This is a genomic window from Pseudoalteromonas piratica (assembly GCF_000788395.1).
GTDB lineage: Bacteria > Pseudomonadota > Gammaproteobacteria > Enterobacterales > Alteromonadaceae > Pseudoalteromonas > Pseudoalteromonas piratica.
The window spans coordinates 3082452-3100078 of sequence record NZ_CP009888.1 but is presented as its reverse complement, the minus strand read 5'-3'; the positions used below and the strand labels follow the sequence as shown (position 1 = coordinate 3100078).

15 protein-coding genes are annotated in these 17627 nt (G+C 38.8%); 14 read left to right on the top strand and 1 reads right to left on the bottom strand.

The annotated features are described in order from the left end of the window. Window positions 1-60 precede the first annotated feature (60 nt). From OM33_RS14305 to OM33_RS14250, 12 genes are all read left to right on the top strand, one after another. A complete protein-coding gene (locus tag OM33_RS14305) occupies window positions 61-558 on the top strand; it encodes a DUF411 domain-containing protein (protein ID WP_038642697.1) in 498 nt (165 codons plus the stop codon). Beyond that, window positions 558-1985, top strand: coding sequence for a TolC family protein (locus tag OM33_RS14300; protein ID WP_038642695.1), 1428 nt, complete (start codon window positions 558-560; stop codon window positions 1983-1985). Before OM33_RS14305 ends, OM33_RS14300 begins: the two co-directional genes overlap by 1 nt. Next, window positions 1985-3742 (top strand): efflux RND transporter periplasmic adaptor subunit, encoded by a 1758-nt coding sequence (locus OM33_RS14295; protein ID WP_038642694.1) that lies wholly within the window; start codon window positions 1985-1987, stop codon window positions 3740-3742. The genes OM33_RS14300 and OM33_RS14295 overlap by 1 nt, the downstream gene beginning before the upstream one ends. Window positions 3743-3757: 15 nt before the next feature. Then, on the top strand, window positions 3758-6922 hold the full coding sequence (locus OM33_RS14290; RefSeq protein WP_038643444.1) for an efflux RND transporter permease subunit: 3165 nt from the start codon (window positions 3758-3760) through the stop codon (window positions 6920-6922). Next, complete coding sequence (locus tag OM33_RS14285) at window positions 6915-7622, top strand: PepSY domain-containing protein (protein WP_038642691.1); 708 nt, start codon at window positions 6915-6917, stop codon at window positions 7620-7622. Before OM33_RS14290 ends, OM33_RS14285 begins: the two co-directional genes overlap by 8 nt. Then, entirely contained in the window at window positions 7622-9454 is a 1833-nt protein-coding gene (locus OM33_RS14280) for a 2Fe-2S iron-sulfur cluster-binding protein (protein WP_038642690.1), read from the top strand. The genes OM33_RS14285 and OM33_RS14280 overlap by 1 nt, the downstream gene beginning before the upstream one ends. 24 nt (window positions 9455-9478) lie before the next feature. Continuing rightward, window positions 9479-9826, top strand: a complete 348-nt coding sequence (locus OM33_RS14275; protein WP_038642687.1) for a copper resistance CopC family protein — start codon at window positions 9479-9481, stop codon at window positions 9824-9826. A gap of 18 nt (window positions 9827-9844) precedes the next feature. Further along, window positions 9845-10741, top strand: coding sequence for a copper resistance D family protein (locus OM33_RS14270; RefSeq protein ID WP_038642685.1), 897 nt, complete (start codon window positions 9845-9847; stop codon window positions 10739-10741). A gap of 15 nt (window positions 10742-10756) precedes the next feature. Then, the gene (locus tag OM33_RS14265; RefSeq protein ID WP_038642683.1) at window positions 10757-11227 is read left to right on the top strand and encodes a YybH family protein; all 471 of its coding nucleotides are present in this window, start codon (window positions 10757-10759) and stop codon (window positions 11225-11227) included. Window positions 11228-11256: 29 nt separating this feature from the next. Further along, window positions 11257-11724: a YybH family protein gene (locus OM33_RS14260; protein WP_038643442.1), complete on the top strand. Its 468-nt coding sequence runs from the start codon at window positions 11257-11259 to the stop codon at window positions 11722-11724. A gap of 141 nt (window positions 11725-11865) precedes the next feature. Further along, window positions 11866-14046, top strand: a complete 2181-nt coding sequence (locus OM33_RS14255) for a TonB-dependent receptor family protein (RefSeq protein WP_038642681.1) — start codon at window positions 11866-11868, stop codon at window positions 14044-14046. Window positions 14047-14088: 42 nt separating this feature from the next. Then, a complete protein-coding gene (locus OM33_RS14250; RefSeq protein WP_038642679.1) occupies window positions 14089-14901 on the top strand; it encodes a formyltransferase family protein in 813 nt (270 codons plus the stop codon). A 487-nt stretch (window positions 14902-15388) separates the two neighbouring features. Here the strand turns inward: OM33_RS14250 and OM33_RS14245 are convergent, their stop codons facing one another. Further along, window positions 15389-15691 (bottom strand): hypothetical protein, encoded by a 303-nt coding sequence (locus OM33_RS14245; RefSeq protein WP_199922458.1) that lies wholly within the window; start codon window positions 15689-15691, stop codon window positions 15389-15391. A gap of 216 nt (window positions 15692-15907) precedes the next feature. Here OM33_RS14245 and OM33_RS14240 point away from each other — a divergent pair, with 216 nt between their 5' ends. Next, the gene (locus OM33_RS14240; RefSeq protein WP_038642676.1) at window positions 15908-16354 is read left to right on the top strand and encodes a hypothetical protein; all 447 of its coding nucleotides are present in this window, start codon (window positions 15908-15910) and stop codon (window positions 16352-16354) included. 119 nt (window positions 16355-16473) lie between these two features. After that, window positions 16474-17625 carry a porin gene (locus OM33_RS14235; RefSeq protein WP_038643440.1) on the top strand — a complete coding sequence of 384 codons (1152 nt, stop codon included), beginning with the start codon at window positions 16474-16476 and terminating at the stop codon, window positions 17623-17625. Window positions 17626-17627 lie beyond the last annotated feature (2 nt).

Sequence of the window (17627 nt, the reverse complement as noted above, 5' to 3'; positions counted from 1 at the left end):
TGTTAGTCAATATAGCGTCGTAGCGCTATAGCTATTTTCCAGCGATGTCTGGGGGCAAAAATGATCAATAAGTATTTAAAAATAGCAGTTGTAATGCTGCTTTCACCTGCGTTTGCAAACGCTAATGAACATAAACATACACACAATAACGACGTAACACCTTTGGAGTTAATCGTTTATAAAACCCCTACTTGTGGGTGTTGTAAAAAATGGATAACTCATATTGAAGACAAAGGGAACGTTGCGCATTCCAAAGATTTCCGAAACATCGGCAATATCAAAACTAAGTATGGTATTAAGCCTAATTACCGCTCCTGTCACACGGCAGTGAGCAGAAATGGATTTGCCTTTGAAGGTCATGTGCCTGCTAAATTTATTCAGCAGTTCTTATCAGAAGAGCACCCGAATGCGATTGGGCTTTCAGTTCCAGCAATGCCAGTTGGCTCTCCCGGTATGGAAGTCGGTGACCGCTTTATGCCATACAACGTGTTAATTCTATTTAAAGATGGAACGAGCGAAGTCTATGCAAAAGTTAAGGCATACGAGGAGCAATTCTAATGAAATTGAACGCTTCAAACCTTACTTCACTTTCAACTGCACTAATACTCGGATTATCCGTATTCTCAGCTCAAGCTGAGAAAGTGGTGTCACTCGAACAAGCTATCACTTTAGCTCAGGAAAATGATCCTTGGCTTCATGGTAGCCGATTGAAACAAAGTGCGGTTGAAAATAGAAGTATCGCTTCAGGTACTTTGCCTGATCCGAAAGTATCTCTAGGGATAATGAATTTACCAACAGATACTTGGGATTTAGATCAGGAAGGAATGACTCAGCTAAAGGTTGGCGTCTCTCAAATGTTTCCGAGAGGAGATAGCCTAGAGATCAAACAAGACCAGTTAAAAATTGAATCCACGAAATTTCCACTGTTACGCGAGAATCGTAAAGCGAAGTTGAAAAGCCAAGTGTCACAGCTTTGGTTAGATGCCTACTTAGCCCAACAAACCATTAAATTGATTGAATCGGATTGGGCGCTTTTTGAGCAGATGGCGGAGGTGGCTAAAGCTAGCTACTCAAACGTTGTTGGTAAAACCAGACAGCAAGATGTTATTCGTGCTCAGTTGGAAATCGTGCAGTTAGATGACAGATTAACTTCGCAAAAGCAGAAACTAGAAACGACAATCGCTCGTCTTAATGAGTGGCTTCATATTTACGATTCTGCTCGCTTAAATGAATCATTCAACTTTGATGCACAACCACTAGAGTTTAGCGTTTCAAAAGAATTGCCTTCGATTCGATTAAAGAATCCAACCGTTCTTAAAGCATCTAATTACTCACGAAATCGATTGGCTCAGGAACTTGCGAATCATCCAGCAATACTTGCAATTGATGTGAAACGCAAAGCTTCAGAAAAAGGTGTTGAATTAGCTAAACAGCAATATGAGCCGCAATGGGGTGTCAATGCAAGCTATGCCTATCGTGACAATATGCCTTCTGGTGATAACCGAGCTGACTTATTTTCTGTTGGGGTAACGTTTGACTTACCGTTGTTCACAGAAAATAGGCAAGATAAGCAAGTTGCAGCTTCTATTGCTGAATCAGAAGCTGTTAAAACCGAGAAGTTATTGCTGACAAAACAAATGATCAGTGCGTTGGAAAAGGAGCTTAGACAGCTTAAACGCTTATCTGACAGACAATCTATCTATCAAGACCAACTCCTTAAACAAACTCATGACCAAGCGGAAGCGTCTTTGACGGCCTACACCAACGATGATGGTGATTTTGCCGAAGTTGTTCGTGCAAGAATCGCAGAATTAAACGCCAGAATATCAGCCTTAAGAATTGATGTTGATGCACTTAAAACAGTTGCTCGCATCAACTATTTCTTTGCGCATTCTCAATCTAAATCAAATGCTGAACATAAGCCAATGCACACTTCGCACAAAACTAATCAGCACTTATCCAATCAGCAATTTGGAGAAAAATAATGTCAACGAATACTAAAACAGCTATTGCCATCATTATTGGGGCAGCATTAGGGGCAGGAGCATTAAGTTTATATCAAGGTTCAGGTTCAAGCAGTAATGGCAATGAGGCAACATCAGGAGAGAAAAAACCGCTGTATTGGGTTGCACCGATGGATTCAAATTACCGCCGGGACAAGCCCGGTAAGTCGCCTATGGGTATGGATTTGATTCCTGTTTATGAGGACGGTGCATCTGGTGATGACTTTGGTCCCGGAGCAGTAAAAATAGCACCTCATGTAGTGAACAATTTAGGAGTTCGTACAGCACCAGTTGAACTTAAAAACATGCATACTGAAATATCGACTGTAGGTTACGTTCAATATGATGAAGATAAGCTAATTCATATCCATCCGCGTGTTGATGGTTGGATTGAAAAACTCTATGTCAAAGCTGCTGGTAATCCTGTAGAAAAAGGTCAGCCTCTTTACACACTGTATTCTCCTCAATTGGTTAATGCTCAAGAAGAACTTTTGATAGCTTTAAAGCGCAATAATAGTTCCTTAATTACGGCAGCCAAAGAGCGCCTTAAGGCGTTACAGCTTTCGGAAGGCTTTATTCAAAAGCTGGAAAAGACACGAAAGGTTGAGCAAACTACCACTTTTTATTCGCCACAGGCTGGAGTAATTGATGGCTTGAAAGTAAGAGAAGGCTTCTACGTTAAGCCCGGAAATACCTTGTTAAGTATTGGCAAGCTTGACCAAGTTTGGGTTGAAGCAGAAGTTTTTGAACGTGATGCGGCTTTGATTAAAGAAGGGTTGCCAGTATCAATGACTCTGGATTATTTACCGGGTGAGGACTGGGCTGGTGTTGTTGATTATGTCTATCCAACGTTGAACAGCAAAACTCGTACTCTTAGAGTGCGATTGAAATTCGACAACACAGATTACCAGCTAAAACCAAACATGTTTGCACAAGTCTCTATTCACGCTAATCAAGCTGATAACACCATACTCGTGCCTAGAGAAGCCGTTATTAGGACAGGTAAACAAGATAGGGTAGTACTTGCTTTAGGTGAAGGGCAGTTTAAATCAATTGAAGTAACCATCGGTCGGGTTGATAGCAACAATATCGAAATTTTAGACGGGCTTAATGAAGATGATGTTGTGGTGACATCAGCTCAATTCTTGATTGATTCTGAATCAAGTAAAAGCTCTGACTTTAAACGAATGACTCATGATGAAGTACCTAACTCTGTTTGGATGCAAGGTGATGTTAATAGTGTCATGGCTGGGCACCGCATGGTTAATATCAGTCACGGCCCTGCTGAAGCTTGGGATTGGCCTGAGATGGTTATGGATTTTACTGTAGCTGAAAAAGTCGATATTGACTCATTAAAGTCTGGTCAATCTTTGCACTTTGAGGTGAGTAAAACCGAAGATGGTGGATATGAAATTACTGGAGTTCATATCATGAATGAGTCTGCTGATATGAGTGAAGAAGTATCTTTTGCAACAGTATCAGGTCTAATCAATACGATTGATACTGATACACGGATTCTAAATATTAGCCGAGGCCCAATAGATAAATGGGATAGACCTGCTGCGACGATGGATTTTATCGTCGAGGACAACATAGAAATAGTTGATTTCAACGTTGGAGATAACGTCATTTTTACTTTTGAGGTGAAAGATAATTTGGTTATCACTGAAATTTCTCTTGAATCAGATGAGCAACATAAGCATGAACCAAAAAGTGCTGTTGACCATTCAAACCATTAAGTAGGGAGATAAATGATGATTGAATCAATTATTAGATGGTCGATAGGCAATCGCTTCTTCGTTATCTTAGCTACCTTAATTTTGATTGGTGGTGGGCTATTTTCAATAAAGAATACGCCTGTTGATGCACTACCAGATTTATCTGACGTTCAAGTAATAATTAAAACGAATTACCCCGGTCAGGCACCGCAAGTTGTTCAAGATCAGGTTACTTATCCACTGACAACTGCAATGTTGTCTGTTCCCGGCGCTGTTACTGTTCGTGGCTATTCATTTTTTGGTGACTCATTTGTTTACGTCATCTTTGACGAAGACACTGACTTATATTGGGCAAGGAGCAGAGTACTTGAATATTTAAGTCAAGTAGCCCCTTCGCTACCCGCTAGTGCGCGTCCACAACTAGGGCCAGATGCGACAGGTGTTGGCTGGGTTTACCTATATTCTCTTGTAGATAAAACGGGCAACTTGGATATTAGCCAATTGCGTAGTATTCAAGATTGGTTCTTAAAATATGAATTGCAAACTGTCCCCGGAGTGTCAGAGGTTGCTGCCGTTGGTGGAATGGTTAAACAATATCAAATACAAGTCGATCCCGATAAGTTAAGAGCCTACGGTATACCACTTAGTCACATTCAAATGGCCCTTAAGCGTGGTAACCAAGAAACAGGTGCCTCTGTTGTTGAAATGGCTGAAGCAGAGTACATGGTTACCGCTACTGGCTATATCAAAAGTATTTCAGATATAGAGTTGATCCCTCTCGGAGTGAACGAACAAGGAACGCCACTTACTATTGGCGATGTGGCAGAAGTCAACCTAGGTCCACAAATGAGACGGGGCATCGCTGAACTTAATGGTGAAGGAGAAGTTGTTGGTGGTGTGGTTGTTATGCGCTTTGGTGAAAACGCACAAAAAACTATTGATGGAGTAAAAGCCAAATTAGAAGAGTTAAAAAAAGGTTTACCCGAAGGAGTTGAAATAGTTACGGTTTATGATCGCTCTGGCTTAATAGGAGAGGCCGTAGAAAACCTATGGAGTAAATTGCTCGAAGAGCTTGCTGTCGTCGCGATTGTATGTGTTGCATTTCTGTTTCATTTGCGATCTTCGATTGTTGCAGTTGTCACTCTACCTATTGGCATCTTAGCTTCATTTATCATCATGCATATGCAAGGTATCAATGCGAATATTATGTCATTAGGTGGTATCGCTATTGCAATTGGTGCGATGACAGATGGCGCTATAGTGATGATTGAAAATATGCATAAGCATATGGAAAAGACACCGCTAACAGATGAAAATCGTTGGCAAATAGTCTCAAAGGCGGCAAGTGAAGTCGGTCCTGCATTATTCTTTAGTTTGCTCATCATTACAGTCTCATTCTTGCCAGTGTTTATCTTAGAAGCGCAAGAAGGAAGGATGTTTTCACCTTTAGCTTATACAAAAACATATGCAATGGCTGCATCAGCAGGCTTAGCGATAACATTGGTGCCTGTATTAATGGGGTACTTTATTCGAGGCAAAATTGTTTCAGAAAAGAAAAATCCGTTAAACCGATTGCTAATTGCTATTTACATGCCTGTTTTAAAGCAAGTAATGAAGTTTCCAAAATCGACAATTGTAGCAGCAATATTAGTGACTATCGTCGGTTTTTGGCCTGTTGATAAGATTGGTAGCGAGTTTATTCCTCCTCTAGATGAAGGAGATTTAATGTACATGCCGACTACATATCCGGGGATCTCTATTGGTAAGGCAAGAGAGATTCTACAGCAAACCGACAAGCTAATTAAAACAGTGCCTGAAGTTGAAACTGTATTTGGTAAGGTCGGAAGAGCTGAATCTGCAACTGACCCTGCACCGTTAACTATGATTGAAACCTTCATTCAGTTGAAGCCTCAAGAAGAGTGGCGTGAGGGAGTGACAACAGAATCTTTAAAAGCTGAGTTTGATAAGTTGGTTAAGTTTCCGGGCTTAACTAACGCTTGGGTTATGCCAATCAAAACTCGTATTGACATGTTAGCAACGGGTATCAAAACGCCAGTAGGGATTAAAGTAGCAGGATCTGATTTAAATACGATTCAAGAGATTGGACAACAAATAGAGCAATTGTTACCTGAGGTGACCGGGACCGCTTCAGTTTATTCTGAACGAGTTGCAGGTGGACGATATATAAAAGTTGATATTTCTCGTGAGAAAGCAAGTCGTTTTGGATTAAACATCGATGACGTACAACAAGTAGTTTCAACTGCTATTGGTGGGATGAATGTCACTCAAACAGTAGAAGGTCAAGAGCGTTATCCTGTCAACTTGCGATACCCACAAGATTATCGTGACTCTCCAGAGCAGTTGTCGCGCTTGCCTGTTGTCACTCCAAATGGACAACGCATCGCACTAGGTGACGTAGCTGAAATAAAAGTAGAAGTAGGCCCTCCGGGGATCAAGAGTGAAAATGCACGTATTAATGGTTGGACGTTCATTGATATAGAGGGCGTTGACGTAGGTACTTATGTTGAAAGTGCAAAAGAGCATTTAGCTAAAAATCTTATATTACCAGCAGGTTATTCGATTACTTGGGCTGGTCAATACGAATATATGGAAAGAGCCAAAGCCAAGCTTACTTACGTTGTTCCATTGACGCTCGCCATTATTGTTATTTTGCTTTATTTGAACTTCAGAGCGTTTAGCGAAGTTGCGATCATCATTGTGACTTTACCGATGGCAATGATCGGTGGGTTATGGTTGATGTATTTAGAAGGGTTCAACTTCTCTGTAGCAGTTGGTGTAGGCTTTATTGCTCTGGCTGGAGTAGCTGTTGAGATTGGCGTAATAATGTTGGTATATCTCAATCAGGCGCTCGCTGAACTTAAGGAAAAAGCGAAAGAGCGAGCAGAACTCATCTCAGAAGATGAATATCAAGATGCCTTATTGCACGGTGCTGGATTACGTGTTCGTCCTGTAATGATGACAGTAGCGACAATCATTATCGGCCTAATGCCTATTTTATATGGTACAGGAACAGGCTCTGAGGTAATGAGTCGTATTGCTGCACCAATGGTAGGTGGGATGACAAGTGCAGTCCTGCTAACTCTAATTGTTTTACCCGCGATTTATTCAATCGTTAAAAAGCCCGAAGTAAACGCCTTTAACAAGGAACTTTCTAACTCGGAGCTAAAAAACAATGCTTAGAAAAGCTAGGAAGTACCATAAATGGCTAATGGCATTTGTAGGGATACAATTCCTTTTCTGGTCGATTACTGGTGTGTATATGGTGACTTTGGATATTCACTATATACACGGCGAGTCATTGGCTAAGAGTGAGAAATCCAAAATAGATTTAGAAAGTGTCAACTACGCCATTGAAGAGCTTACTAGTGATTACCCTAAAGCTAGCCAAGTCTTGCTGACTCAAAGCATGGGCCGTCCCCATTATTCTTTTGTTAATGGAGTGCAGGGAAAAGTGGCAATTGATGCTAAAACTGGGGCCGTTCAGGCCCTTGTGGATGAAGCCAAAGCTAAAGAAATAGCGCGATATCACTATGCACTGAATCATGAAGTCGACAAAGTCAGATTGATAAAAACTGTTACAGATATGCCTGCTGAATTGTCATCAAGACACTTACCAGTGTGGAGAGTAACGTTTGATCAATTTGCCACACCTACGTTTTATATAAGTCAACAAACTGGGGCTGTTGTAGCCAAGCGACATGATTTCTGGCGTTTGTTTGATTGGATGTGGCGGTTCCACATTATGGATTACGATGATGGTGAAAATGTATCTAACTGGTTCTTGTTTTTAGTTGCAATTTTGGGGCTTGTGGCAGCTATTGCAGGTGCCGTCTTGACTTATTTTAGAGTGTTCTCTGCAAATAAAAAGGAAGTCATTTGATGCGACTATTTAAGTTAAATACAGCTATACATAAATGGCTTTCTTTAGTGGTTGTTTTACAGCTCCTTATCTGGTTAGGAACGGGTCTTTATTTCAATCTGATGGATCACAGTAAAGCCAGTGGTAACGAACTTAGAGTTCATTCTCATCATGAAGGTAAGGTTACAGATTTTAGCTTAATTCCTATTAAAGACATTGCTAGTGAAGCACCACAGGAAGTAAAACTTATATGGGTTTTACATCAGCCTTACTATCATTTTGTATTCGATAGGGGACAGCATAGCTACCAAAAACGCCACTCAATGCTATTTGATGCTGTAACAGGAAAACCATTTATTCTGTCTGAAGAACAAGTGCTAACTATGGCAAAAAACTCCTACTTAGGTGAGGAGAAGTTAACTACTCCAGTGTTATCTCAGCCTCCATTTTCTGATCACGTAAGTCAGCAAAACCCTATGTGGCAAGTTGTCGTTGAGGACGAAAATAATACAACTATTTATTTAGATAGTGTTACGGGTCAGGTACTTCGCCATGCCAATGATGATTTCAGATTAAAAGCTTTAATGATGAAGCTTCACTTTATGGACTATGGCAATTCTGGAGGATTTAACCACTGGTTGATCATTGCATTTGCTTTTGCAACGCTATTCCTTTCAGTTACTGGCGTAACTTGGCTGATACAACAGTATCGAAGTGGTTTGCTGAAGCTAAGTTGGGCCAGCAAAAGGAAAAAAGTGGCTGTGACTTTCTCCAATGAAAATACCATTACTGACATTTCAGTAGTAGGTAGCTCAACAGTATTAGAAGGACTAGCAAGTTCACATGTATACCTACCGTCAAGTTGCGGTGGTGGTGGTACATGTGGCAAATGCACTTTTTTAAGTTCAACTCAATTACCTATCAGACTTCCTGATGAGGAACATATATCTGAGGAACAGCTCAAGGAAGGCTATCGGCTAGGTTGTCAGCATAGGTTCTCCGAAATAACCTCGATTGAGGTTAATACAGATCGCAATATTGAAAATCATGAACTGGTTGTTGTTGCGACTAACTTCATTACTCCTTTTATCAAGGAAGTGAAGTTTAAAGTGAAATCAGACAAAAAATTAGCATTCAAAGCTGGTGCATATATGCAATTTGATGTGCCAGCAGGGATGAATAGTTTGCGTCCAGATGACTTGCCTAAGCATTATGAAAAATACTGGGAAAATTATTCTCACGGTAAATTTTCACATGATGGCGTAACTCGTCACTATTCCTTAGTTAACTTTGACGAAGAAACTGATGAGTTAACGTTTAATATCCGCTGGCAAACAGCAAAGGATGGTTTTAGGGCTGGTGTAGGTTCAAGCTATTTAGGTTCACTCCAAGTCGGTGAAATGATTTCTGCAAGAGGTCCGTTTTCTGAGTTTTATGCAACTTCAAATAAAAGGGTGAGTCGCGTCTTCATCGGTGCTGGCTCAGGGCTTGCTCCTTTGAGAGCTATCATTTTTGAGCAGTTGAAGAAACGTCAATATGAAGGTGACTTGATTCTCATCTATGGTGCACGAACTGAAGATGATTTGCTGTACCACGACGAGTTGAACTCATTGTGCGAGCAGCATGATAACTTTTCTTATATTCCAACACTTTCTAATCCTTCTGAGCAATGGCAAGGGCGTTCAGGGTATGTACAGCGAGAACTTCTGTCGTATGCGAGCCAAAAATCAAAACTACTTTCGACAGAGTTCTACTTGTGCGGTCCAGAAGCAATGATGAGTGAAGTGGAACGAATAATTACTGATGTTGGTATACCCAGTAATCAAATTTTCAAAGACAAATTTAATCGTTAATACATAAATTAAATAGAGGTAAGTATGAAAACATTAATTAAATTTTTAACTGTAATAAGCATTGCTTTTAGTAGTGCGGCATTTGCACATGTGCATCTAGAAAAAAGCGTGCCTGCTGACAATGCAATGCTAATGAAAGCTCCTGAAAAATTAGCATTAGCATTTAGCAAAGAGGTTCGAGTAGTCAAAATCACATTGAAAAACAAAAATGGTGAAAAGATTAAGTTTGGTTTCAAACCTACTAAAGAAGCTAGTACTGAATTTACATGGAAGTTACCGAAACTAACACCTGCTAACTATGTGGTTGATGTGACTTTCTTAGGTAAAGATGGGCACAAAATGAAAAAAAGCTTTGGCTTTATGGTTCACTAACGAAATAGGACAATTGTAATGGAAATGTATATCTGGAATGCGGTCATTGTACTGTCAAAAATTGTGTTCTATATAGGTTTTGCTTGTATTGCTGGGTATACATCTTTCGGGCAAGCTTTTGAGAAAAGTGAACCTTATCCTAATTTGACAATAGAGAATCTAAAATGGATGAAGGCTTCGATAATTGTAGCCTTGGTTGCAAATGTAACTTGGTTCTTTGCGAATACTGGCGCGATGGCAGAAGAGGGGATTCAAGGTGCGTTTGACCCCGATATGTTAGACATAATGTTGGACTCTTCTATTGGTGATGGAACGATACTTAGAGGTCTAGGGTTGGTTCTAGCAATATTCGCAATAACGTCAAACGCTATATTCAAACCTGCTGTGCGGAAAAACAGCGTAAAACAAACCATTTTAGTGCTTAGTCTTACGATACTTACATACACTTTTAGCTTATTCGGTCATGTATCGGAACTAGGAGTGTTCGAAAAAGTATTGCTAATGCTCCATGTGCTTGTTATGGCTTGGTGGTTCGGAGCATTGATTCCGCTTAAACAAGCTTGTCTTGAACAGGACTATGATCAGCTCTACTCAATAATGGATAAATTCGGAAAGCAAGCAAGTATCGCGGTGAGCCTATTATTGGTTGCTGGTCTTTGGTTAGCTTTTCAATTAGTCGGAACTTTTTCAGCACTGTTTAGTTCAAGTTACGGGCAAACATTGTTGCTTAAATTAGCTCTTGTCGTTTCGATATTGGTCATCGCAACTAAGCATAAATTAAAACTCGTCCCACAACTTAAAAATAACGATGGTAGAGAAGCACTATCTAAATCTATTTCGATAGAAATGGTAGTAGCTTTTGCCATTTTATCCATAACAGCAGGACTTACTAGTGCTGTAGGCCCTGCAAATTAAAACTTAAAAGAGAAAATGAAAATGAAAATAATAAATATATTACTCGTTTTATTAATGACGTTTAGTTTCGCAGTAAACGCTCATGGTGATAAGAACAAAGACAAAGGTCTGTTTAAAGGTATAGATACCCCTGCCGCAAAAGTTGTTTTGGCATTTCATCAAGCACTAGAAACGGGCAATAAGGAGCTAGCAAGAGCACAGTTGGCTGATGATGTGACTATCTACGAGGGAGGTCGTGTTGAAAGAAGTGCTGATGAATACGCCCATCACCACATGCTGTCGGATATGAAATATCTTGCTTCTATGAAGAGTGAAACACTTGAACATCAAGTAACTATTCTTGGAAATACCGCTATATCTGCTTCACGCAGTCATACTAAAGGTACTAACAAAGGTAAAGAGCGCGATTATCAAAGCATGGAAACGATGGTTCTGGAAAAACAAAACGGTGATTGGAAGATTAAGCACATTCATTGGTCACATTAATTTATTGGTCAAACAACGGAAAACAACAAATGACTAAATATATATTAATTAGCATTCTGAGTGTGATCGCATTTTTTTCAAATGCGCATGATAAAAGTCGCATAGATGATGAAAAGCAAATTACTCATATCATTCATCAAATTAAATATGGCTGGGAAAACGGCGATGGTAAGCCTTTTCGTAAGTACTTTCTTGACTTCAAAGGAGCAAGGTATTTTGAGTCGGGCGGTCAAAATGTTGGACTTAACGATTTAGTAGAACATCACGTAGAACCAGAAAAGGATGCGTTGGTTTTCTTGAGCTTGGATTTCTCCAATATCCAAATACATATTGAAGATGAATTTGCTTGGGCACTTGCGGATACAGCGGTAAAAGGTGAGGTGAGAAAATCAGGAAAAACTTTCGATAAAACAGGCTTCCAAACGTTTCTATTTAAGAAAGTAGATAGTGAATGGAAAGTGCTCCATACGCATTCCTCAGCAAGAAACCGCCGTTAGTTGATAAAAGCAGGAGTTTTAGCTAAGTCGATAAAAGGACTTATCGCTATCTAGATAACTTAAGTTGGTTATAAAGGGTGTAGTCGATGATTATTTAAATAATTATCGTTTTGATTGTTGTTATTTTTAAGTGTAAGAGAAATGAATTGTATTGTTAAACTAGTAAAAAACTCGATAAGCATAAGTTTAATTTTAGGTTTTAGTCATACGGCTTTGGCGGAAGTAAATAGCCCAAATAGTATTGAGCGCTTGACCATTGTTGGCAAACCCAATGACGTCTATAAAATTCCGGGAAGTGCTCAGGTTTTAGCTGAAAAAGAATTAGCCACCTTTGATTACTCTGACATTATGCGAGTACTAACGAGTGTTCCCGGTGTATATGTGTTAGAAGAAGACGGTTATGGTCTAAGACCAAACATAGGAATGCGGGGATCGGGTCAAAACCGGAGTGAGAAGATAACGGTTCTTGAAGACAATGTGTTAGCTGCACCAGCGCCTTATTCAGCTCCTTCTGCATACTACTTCCCAACCTTTGGGAGAATTCAGCAGGTAGAAGTTCATAAGGGAGCATCGAGTGTGCTTTATGGTCCTCGAAATATAGGAGGAGCTATTAATTTGTTATCTAGACAAATACCAGAAGAGAACCTTTCAGGCTTTTTTCAAGTGAACGGGGGACAAGATGGTTTCGCTAAAATACATACCTATGTAGGAGGACAAGGTGATAATATTGGTGGCTTGATTGAGGTTTTTAGTTATCAAGCCGACGGCTTTAAAGATATTAATCAAACGGAAGTTGATTCGGGCTTCAACAAAAATGATGTATTGATGAAAACGATGTTTAGCTCAGATGCTTTCTTTGGTACTTATCAAGAAGTCGAATTTAAACTGAAGTATTCAGATGAAAAAGCCAACGAAACATACATGGGGTTAACTAATGAAGATTATTCTAAAAGCCCTTATAGCAGATATTCTGCCTCTCAGAAAGACAACATTGAAACAGATCACTTTCAGATCCAAGTAAATCACTTTGTTCAACTAAATAGTTTATCTTCAATCGTTACAAGCTTGTATTTTAACGACTTTAATCGTAATTGGTATAAAGCGAGTAAAATTGGAGGGAAAGGTTTATCTGACGGTGGGATTGAGCTAGCGGCTATGTTTGATCATGGGTTACTAGACGAACCGCTAAACGTCGATTTGAAAGCAAATAATCGAAGTTACATATCTAAAGGGCTTCAGTCTCACTTCGACTTCGATATTGAAGAGCATGACCTAAAACTAGGCATAAGAGTTCATTATGATGAAATGGATAGATATCAGTGGGTAGATAGCTACAATCTGAATACAGACTTTTCCATGACATTAACCTCTGCTGGAGTAGCTGGTACTGATTCAAACAGAGTTGATAGCGCCGAAGCGTTATCTCTATTTTTATTAGATGATTATCAGCATGACGATCTGAATATTCGGTTTGGGTTTAGATTTGAAGATGTAGAGATTAAAAGAAAAGACTGGGGGAAGACCGATCCAAGTAGAACTAACTTACCTAAAGAAACTAAAAATTCTTCATCAGCTTTTCTACCTTCTTTAGGCTTCACATTCGCTATGACAGATAACTTTGTTGTATTAGCCAACGTCAATGAGGGGTTTTCTCCTCCAGCTCCCGGAAATGAGAGTAGTGAGGCAGAGAAAAGTACCAATTACGAAATTGGCTTAAGAAGTAGTCTAGGTTCTGTTAACAGCGAGGTCATAGTTTTTTATTCGGATTATAAAAATATGCACGGAAACTGTACGGTCAGTCAGGGCTGTAGCGATGATAATGTGGGTGATCAATATAATGCGGGTAAAGTGCAAGTAGAAGGGGTGGAGTTAAAGCTAGGGTATGATTTCACTGCGAGTAATATTCGTTTTCCTATAAATGTCTCATACACCTATTCAAAGAGTATGTTTAAGAATAGCTTTAAATCCAAGTTGGATACTTGGGGAGAGGTTTATTCAGGTTTTGAATTACCGTATATCCCTGAAAATCAATTACAGCTATCACTAGGGGCACTTGGAGAAAGTTGGGAAGGAAACTTACTCGTTAGGTATGTTGGGGAATCGCGTTCTTCGGCGGGTAAGGGAAAAATACCTTTTGAACAATTAATCGAAGCAAGAACACTACTAGACTTTCGAGCGGTTTATGAACTATCTGATAAACAAAGAATGAGTCTTAGTGTAGATAATTTGTTAGGAAAGAAATACATGGTTTCTCGCGTACATGGGTCGATTATGGTTGGAAAACCGCGCTCAATAATATTGGGGTATGAATACTCTTTCTGATTTGAGTTTATTTAGGTCGATTATTTTTTATAGGGGCTAATCATGAAAGTAGCTTATTTTGGCGGAGATATGTTTTTTTCCTGCTTTAAGTCAATTTTAGATAAAGGCTTTGATGTTGTTAAGGTATATATTAATGAGCCAATATGCAGTGCCTTCAAAATTTCACATTACTGTGAAAAATTAGGAATTGAACAGGTGTCAACTAGACCCTGTTATGAGGATTTATTGCGGTTAATTGACGACGGAGTTGAGCTATTCGTTGTTGCTAGCTACAAATTTAAACTACCTCAAACAAGAATCAAATATGCAATCAACATTCATCCGACTTTACTGCCTGCTGGCCGAGGTCCCACTCCTTTACCCTATGTTGTTGAAGCCCCATCTTTAGCAGGTGTCACAATTCACAAATTGTCAGATGAATTTGATGCTGGCGATATCATTATACAAGAGAAGTTATTGGTTTGTGATGAAGAGTCCTCATCGTCGATAATGGTGAAGACAAGTTTAATCGCAGGTAAGTTGATAACCAAGTTTCTAAATAACATGGAAAAAACTTATGGAAAGGCTGTTCCGCAGTCTAGCGTCGAATCAAGTTATTACCCATTAATAACTGTAGAAGATAGAGCGCTTAAGTGGGGTATGGATATAGATCAAATAAGAAGTTTAGTTCGACGTTTTGGTCATTGGGGCATTTTTATGAAAATAAATAACAACCTAGCCTTAATACGTAATATTGAAACTAGAAAATTTGAACATGAAATGAGTGCAGGAACTATTATTTATGAAGATTGTGATCTATTAGCTATTGCCGTAATAGGTGGTTTCATATGTATCCCTAGCGATCGGTTATTTTAATGTAGGAAAAGGAGCTACGTTTATCTTCATTGGGTAATACACAATGCGAGACGCATCTTAGCGAGCAGTATAAAAATATTGTTTAAACAAATAAATATCAAATAATGTAGAAGTGCAGTAATAATATCTATTTTACAATTGAGTACGGAATTCGAGTGCTAATATAGTTAATCTTCGAGTTTTTCTGCAACTTTAACTGGTAGCATGAAAATTCGAATATATTTTATTACTAGAATCTTAGTGCTTATATATTGTTTTCTATTTGATATTATAAATACGTCACTTTGTGAGGCAGAGTATAAGAAAATTTAGTTAGTTAATTTAATGGTATAATTAAATCAATTTTAGGCTTTTTAAAATAAGTTGTAATCAAAAGTTTTCGTTCTAAAAAGGGCATCGGGTGCCTGTCTATTAGCGTGGAATTATGTTGAGGGAGAGTCTCAGATTAAACGCCGGAGTTTAATAACGCTAGAATTTGAAACTTACACTAATACTTCTCAAATGGTTTCGCAAAAATTTGATATTCATCTGAGTAAACAATTTTTCCGGGGGAATTAGTTATAATTTTCTCAACAACTACACCTTTGCTTTCTAACAAAAATGCAAAATCACGGACCATAGATATGTGCTCATTTGCTGATATCTTAAACCAGCTAATAAAGTTGTCAGATTTATTGGATTTCTGTTTGTTTAAATGATCTAGAGGTGATTCGAGGTGTAAGCTAAACCACCCCATTATTTTTTCAACTTGTTCTAGTTCGTAATCATAAAATTTATTTTCATCTTTCATGTAACGAATAGCATGAAAAATCCCTAATCGCTGATTAGAAAGTTCACAAATTTCATTTACGACAAACCGTATATACAAAAAGCACCTCAAACAACAATATCAATCTTTGACTTTACATAATAAAATTATTTACTTAACAATGTGTATGAATATTGAACTAAAATGTTGATAAATACAATACATATGTTACTCTATGCGATCTGAAAGAGTGGAAAAATGTTTAGCATGTTCAATTGGTTAAAAATAGCGATCATAACTATGTTGCTTTCGCAGCATGGCTTTGTTGTTGCCAAACCAATGAATTGTGAAGAACACCACAAGAACTCTTCAGATGTGCATATGTCGCAATCGAACAATAGTATGCATCATCAATCAATATCTAAAGATTCCCATCAGTCAATATCTAGCATTTCTCATCATCAAAAAGAAAACATGAAAGACTCAAAGCATGAGCATGCAGATGAAGAGTGTGAAAAATGTAAAGCTGGAGATTGTATTTGCTGCGAAGGTGGTTTTTGTGCGAGCTTTCATTTAACAGTTTTTCTATCTGAAAAGGAAAAAATTACTGATATTGATTTAAAACTTGAATCAATTGTACAACAGACTTCCCTGCCAAACTCTGGCGTTTACCTCTTGCCTTATCGCCCTCCAATTATTTGTTAGTTACGGGATTAGTGCGTCTTTTTTTCGCCAATCTCATCAAAACATAGTTACTTATTAGTTGGTTTAAAAACCAACTGTTTTGAACAATTAGCATAATATTTTTGGGAGGCATGATGAACATGCTCAAATTATTGCCTATTGCAATAGCTACTGCTGTTGTGAGTGGGCAACTTTTAGCGAATGAACAACAAGAAAATAGTCGCTTCGCAATAGCGGGGTATGGTGATGTAAAATACGAAGACAGTAAAGTAATGGATTCCAGTGCATTTAGTGCACGATTCATACCTATATTCTTGTTTAGTCTCAGTGACAAAATTCATATTGAAGCTGAAACTGAAATATCAATTGATGAACAAGGGGAAACCGAGGTCGAGCTTGAATATGCTGATATTCACTATTTCCTTTCAGACACTACTACCTTTACCGCAGGTAAATTTTTACTTCCATTTGGTCAATATGGCCCTTATCAACATCCTAGTTGGATAAATCGCTCAGTTTTCTCTCCCGGCATTTATGGTGGGATAGGTGGTCATGGTGGGTATCAACCTATGCAAGGTTTACTGCCAGTTATGAGTGATATTGGTGTTGGTATTCAACACATAATTCCTTTGGGTAAAAACCAGAAAATATTATTTGATTTATATATGACCAATGGTCTTGCTGCTGAAGCACCTCATGATGATGAAGAAGAAGGTCATGATGAAGAATCTATTTTGGAAGGGAATGAAGAAGTTGATGAGCATACTTTGGAGCTTCCAGAACTAGCATTTGAAGCAAGAAGTGGGGACAACAATTCTGATAAAGCACTTGGTGGTCGTATTGCCTACGCTTTTTTACCGGGAGTAGAGGTTGGCGCATCCTATTACACGGCAAAATATGATGATGATCAACAACTAGGTTTTACCGCAACTGGCTTTGATATCAACTGGATTGGTAACCACTACATTGTCAGAGGGGAATACATCAGAACAGAAGCCGATGCCTTCGAAGAAGATGAACATGAAGAAAACAAAGTGATCACATTTGATCGCAATGGTTGGTATCTCCAAGCAACCTTTATGGCAGGAAAAATGTTCAGTGTATTACAGGGAACAGATTTCGTCGTTGAATATGCCGAAACCAATAAAATTAACGAAGCAGAGCGTTGGGCTTATGGCATTAATTACTGGTTAGACAGTAGAGCTGTCATTAAGGCGACATATGAAGATACAACTGTTCACGATGGTGAAGATGATAAACGCTTCGCTATTCAATACAGCTACGGATTCTAAGG

Coding starts and splice junctions, on each gene's coding strand:
- OM33_RS14235 (WP_038643440.1), top strand. CDS start 16,474: ATGCTCAAATTATTGCCTATTGCAATAGCTACTGCTGTTGTGAGTGGG.
- OM33_RS14260 (WP_038643442.1), top strand. CDS start 11,257: ATGACTAAATATATATTAATTAGCATTCTGAGTGTGATCGCATTTTTT.
- OM33_RS14305 (WP_038642697.1), top strand. CDS start 61: ATGATCAATAAGTATTTAAAAATAGCAGTTGTAATGCTGCTTTCACCT.
- OM33_RS14280 (WP_038642690.1), top strand. CDS start 7,622: ATGCGACTATTTAAGTTAAATACAGCTATACATAAATGGCTTTCTTTA.
- OM33_RS14255 (WP_038642681.1), top strand. CDS start 11,866: ATGAATTGTATTGTTAAACTAGTAAAAAACTCGATAAGCATAAGTTTA.
- OM33_RS14270 (WP_038642685.1), top strand. CDS start 9,845: ATGGAAATGTATATCTGGAATGCGGTCATTGTACTGTCAAAAATTGTG.
- OM33_RS14295 (WP_038642694.1), top strand. CDS start 1,985: ATGTCAACGAATACTAAAACAGCTATTGCCATCATTATTGGGGCAGCA.
- OM33_RS14285 (WP_038642691.1), top strand. CDS start 6,915: ATGCTTAGAAAAGCTAGGAAGTACCATAAATGGCTAATGGCATTTGTA.
- OM33_RS14245 (WP_199922458.1), bottom strand. CDS start 15,691: ATGAAAGATGAAAATAAATTTTATGATTACGAACTAGAACAAGTTGAA.
- OM33_RS14275 (WP_038642687.1), top strand. CDS start 9,479: ATGAAAACATTAATTAAATTTTTAACTGTAATAAGCATTGCTTTTAGT.
- OM33_RS14265 (WP_038642683.1), top strand. CDS start 10,757: ATGAAAATGAAAATAATAAATATATTACTCGTTTTATTAATGACGTTT.
- OM33_RS14300 (WP_038642695.1), top strand. CDS start 558: ATGAAATTGAACGCTTCAAACCTTACTTCACTTTCAACTGCACTAATA.
- OM33_RS14250 (WP_038642679.1), top strand. CDS start 14,089: ATGAAAGTAGCTTATTTTGGCGGAGATATGTTTTTTTCCTGCTTTAAG.
- OM33_RS14290 (WP_038643444.1), top strand. CDS start 3,758: ATGATTGAATCAATTATTAGATGGTCGATAGGCAATCGCTTCTTCGTT.
- OM33_RS14240 (WP_038642676.1), top strand. CDS start 15,908: ATGTTTAGCATGTTCAATTGGTTAAAAATAGCGATCATAACTATGTTG.